Genomic DNA, 3,565 nt, shown 5'->3' with positions numbered 1-3,565 from the left:
ATGTACACTTCGTATCTGCCGACCGCGGCCAGCTTGTCGCGCAATTCGGTGGCGAAGGCGAGCGTGACATCCTTCTCGACCGTGCCTGAGGCGCTCTCCGCGCCGCCGTCGACGCCGCCGTGGCCGGGGTCGACGACCACGGTGAAGCGGTGGCCGGGCGCCGAGATCGGCCCGGTGCCGACCCGGCCGCCCTTGTCGGCGGAAACGGTCGAGCCGGTCGTCAGTGACTGGTTGGCAAGGGCTTCGTCGAATTCCCGTTCCGACGCGGCCGACATGTCGATGGCGATGCGATAGCCGTTGCCATCATCATTCTTCAGCACGTCGAGCTTGTCGACGGCGAACGGCCCCTTGCCGGTGAGGATCAGCCGCGAACCCTTACCCTGGTCGCCGAAACGAACGGCGCGCACCAGGCCGCGCGGCTTCACATCCTTGGCGCTGAGGGCGAATCGCGTACGCGGCAAATCGACGACAAGGCGGTTAGGCCCGCGCAGCAGGAACCATTTGACGTCCGGCTTGCGGTCGAAGGTCAGCACGATGCGTACCTTGGTGGCGTCGCCGGCCACCTTGTAGCCGGTTGCGCCAAGCACCGCGTCGGCACGCGAGGCGGCGGTCAGCCCGAGCAGGATCGTCAGCAGGAAAAAGGTCCTTGCCATCAGCCGGAAATAGCCGGCGGCGCCTCGCCCCTTGTCCGCGGTGCCTGCCAGTTCCATCTTTTGTCCGTCGCTCCCGGTTTGGCGCCTCGCGCCGGGTCGTTCCGCAGAAGGGCCTTCTGGCCGCCAACTCGATTAACGATTGGTATCCAGAGAAGGTTAACCAAGCCTTTTCATGCAGCAGGTGGAGCGCCACCTTCCCCAACGGAAGCGCTTTTTGCCGGCATCCGAAATCGGGGTTGCCTTCCACCCCGCCAAATCATAAAAGCGACATTGGATCACTGCAATCCTGGAACCGCCCGCCTCTGCAGTTTCCCGCCAAGGGTAAAATGTGAAGGCGCTTCCGGGTTTCAGGTGATCGCGACGATTTTCGCAGGCGTGCTCCCGTGGCGGGGGAATCGCTTGCGCGATGAAAACGGCCGGGATGTCCCGCGCCGGCTCTGTGTGAGCAAACAAGCTGGTCCGGCCAAGTCCGGGCTTTGGTTCAAAAGGTTCTGCTGGGTGCCGATGGCTTCAAGCGCAATCATGGAAAGGTCCGCATCGAACCGCGCCATTGTGGCTGCGGGCGGCACCGCCATCGCGTCGAAGCTCCGGCCGGCGGACATTCAATTATCCGGCATCCACACAAATCCAGGCACACAGCGGCGGGGTCTGCCCCGCCAGCTGCGGCTGATGGCTGCCGGGAGGAAACGAAATAATGCCCAACAAGATGCTGATAGACGCCTCCCACCCGGAGGAAACACGCGTTGTTGTCGTTCGCGGTAACCGCATCGAAGAATTCGACTTTGAATCACAGGACAAGAAGCAGCTCAAAGGAAATATCTATCTCGCCCGCGTAACCCGCGTCGAACCTTCCCTCCAGGCAGCCTTTGTCGAATATGGCGGCAACCGTCACGGTTTTCTCGCCTTCAGTGAAATTCACCCCGACTACTACCAGATTCCGGTCGCCGACCGTCAGGCCCTGCTGCGCGCCGAAGCGCAGGAGGCCGAGGACGAAGACGACGAGGAAGCCGAAAGCGGCGATGAGCAGCAGGCGCGCGAACGCGGCGGCCGCCGCAGCCGTCGGCGCGGCGGCAAGAATCGCGACCGTGGCGAGCACCGGCGCGGCGCCGATGCCGCCGCGACCGAGGGAGCCAGCGAAAACGCCGAGGAGATCGCGGCTTCGGACGAAGCCGGCAATGAGGCCGGCGACGCGACCGACGCCGCGGCGGAGAACGCCGCAGCGGTCTCCGAGAGCGTCGAAACCATAACCGAGGCGACCAGCGAACAAGCGAACGAAGCTCCTGAAGCCAGCAGCGACAGCGACGAAGACGGAAATGACCAGCCTTCCGACGCGGGTCCCTCCTCGATTGCCGCCAGTGTCGAAGCCGATGTGATTTCCGAAGCGGTGCCGCAGGCGGAATCCATCAGCGAAGCTGCTTCCACTGACGAGGCCGCATCGAGCGAAAGCGATCGCGGCATGCTAGAGGAGGTACAGTCCTCGCATTCGGACGAGCACGAGATCGAATCGGTCGGTGCCGAGGACGCGCTCGAGGAAGTCCGCAACCGCCGCAAGCCGGTGCGCCGCCAGTACAAGATCCAGGAGGTCATCAAGCGCCGCCAGATCCTGCTGGTGCAGGTCGTCAAGGAAGAGCGCGGCAACAAGGGCGCGGCGCTCACCACCTATCTTTCGCTTGCCGGCCGCTATTCGGTGCTGATGCCCAACACCGCGCGCGGCGGCGGCATCTCGCGCAAGATCACCAACGCCCAGGACCGCAAGCGGCTGAAGGAGGTCGTGGCCGATCTTGAGGTGCCGCAGGGCATGGGCGTCATCCTGCGCACCGCCGGCGAAAGCCGCACCAAGGCGGAGATCAAGCGCGACTACGAATATCTGATGCGGCTTTGGGAAAACGTCCGCAGTCTGACGCTGCAGTCCTCGGCCCCTGCCCTCGTCTATGAGGAAGGCAGCCTGATCAAGCGCTCGGTGCGCGACCTCTACAATAAGGATATCGACGAAATCCTGGTCTCCGGCGAGGACGGCTATCGCGAGGCCAAGGACTTCATGCGCATGCTGATGCCGAGCCACGCCAAGGTGGTGCAGCCCTATCGCGACACTACCCCGATCTTCGTGCGCAACGGCATCGAGGCGCAGCTCGACCGCATGCTGCAGCCGCAGGTGACGCTGAAGAGCGGCGGCTACATCATCATCAACCAGACCGAGGCGCTGGTCTCGATCGACGTCAACTCCGGCCGCTCCACCAAGGAGCATTCGATCGAGGACACCGCGCTCCACACCAATCTGGAGGCCGCCGAGGAAGTCGCGCGGCAGCTCAGGTTGCGCGACCTTGCCGGCCTGATCGTCATCGACTTCATCGACATGGAGGAGAATCGCAACAACCGCTCCGTCGAGAAGCGACTGAAGGATCACCTCAAGAACGATCGCGCTCGCATCCAGGTCGGCCGCATCTCGCATTTCGGCCTGATGGAGATGTCGCGCCAGCGCATCCGCGCCAGCGTGCTGGAATCGACGATGAAGCCCTGCCCGCATTGCGGCGGCACCGGCCATGTGCGTTCGGACTCCTCGGTGGCGCTGATGGTGGTGCGGGCGATCGAGGAATTCCTGCTCAAGGATTCGCGCAGCCACATCACCGTGCGCACGCCGGCGGCGACGGCGCTCTATGTGCTCAATCACAAGCGCAGCAATCTGGTCGAGCTCGAGGCGCGTTTCGGCCTGACCATCACGCTCGAAGCCGACGAGACGCTGGGCGCGCAGCACTACGCGATCTTCCGCGGCGCCGTGGCGGAGAAGCCGGAAGGCTTTGTCGAGGTGCGCAGCCTGCCGACCTATGTCGAGCCGGAAGAGCCCGAGGACGAGGTCGTCGTCGAGGAGGAAGAAGAGGTATCGGTCCAGGCCGAACAGCCGCGCCACCCGCAGC

General features: G+C 64.2%; 3 protein-coding genes. 1 reads left to right on the top strand and 2 read right to left on the bottom strand.

Going from position 1 to position 3,565, the window contains the following annotated elements:
* Together EOA38_RS30890 and EOA38_RS30885 are read right to left on the bottom strand one after the other, a co-directional pair.
* A partial coding sequence (locus EOA38_RS30890; RefSeq protein ID WP_145966140.1) for an AMIN domain-containing protein occupies positions 1-710 on the bottom strand: 710 nt, incomplete at its 3' end.
* A gap of 290 nt (positions 711-1,000) precedes the next feature.
* Positions 1,001-1,255, bottom strand: a complete 255-nt coding sequence (locus EOA38_RS30885) for a hypothetical protein (RefSeq protein WP_127301006.1) — start codon at positions 1,253-1,255, stop codon at positions 1,001-1,003.
* Between the two features lie 92 nt (positions 1,256-1,347).
* Between EOA38_RS30885 and EOA38_RS30880 the strand changes: the two genes are divergently transcribed.
* The coding region (locus tag EOA38_RS30880) for an Rne/Rng family ribonuclease (RefSeq protein WP_127301005.1) at positions 1,348-3,565 on the top strand (2,218 nt) is incomplete at its 3' end.

The sequence above is a fragment of the Mesorhizobium sp. M1E.F.Ca.ET.041.01.1.1 genome, from assembly GCF_003997355.1.
Lineage (GTDB): Bacteria > Pseudomonadota > Alphaproteobacteria > Rhizobiales > Rhizobiaceae > Mesorhizobium.
Note: the sequence above shows the minus strand (reverse complement) of the source record. Positions and strands in the feature narration are given on the sequence as shown.

Bases quoted from the DNA above. Each gene is read 5' to 3' on its own strand.
- EOA38_RS30885 (WP_127301006.1), bottom strand. From the start codon at position 1,255: ATGTCCGCCGGCCGGAGCTTCGACGCGATGGCGGTGCCGCCCGCAGCC.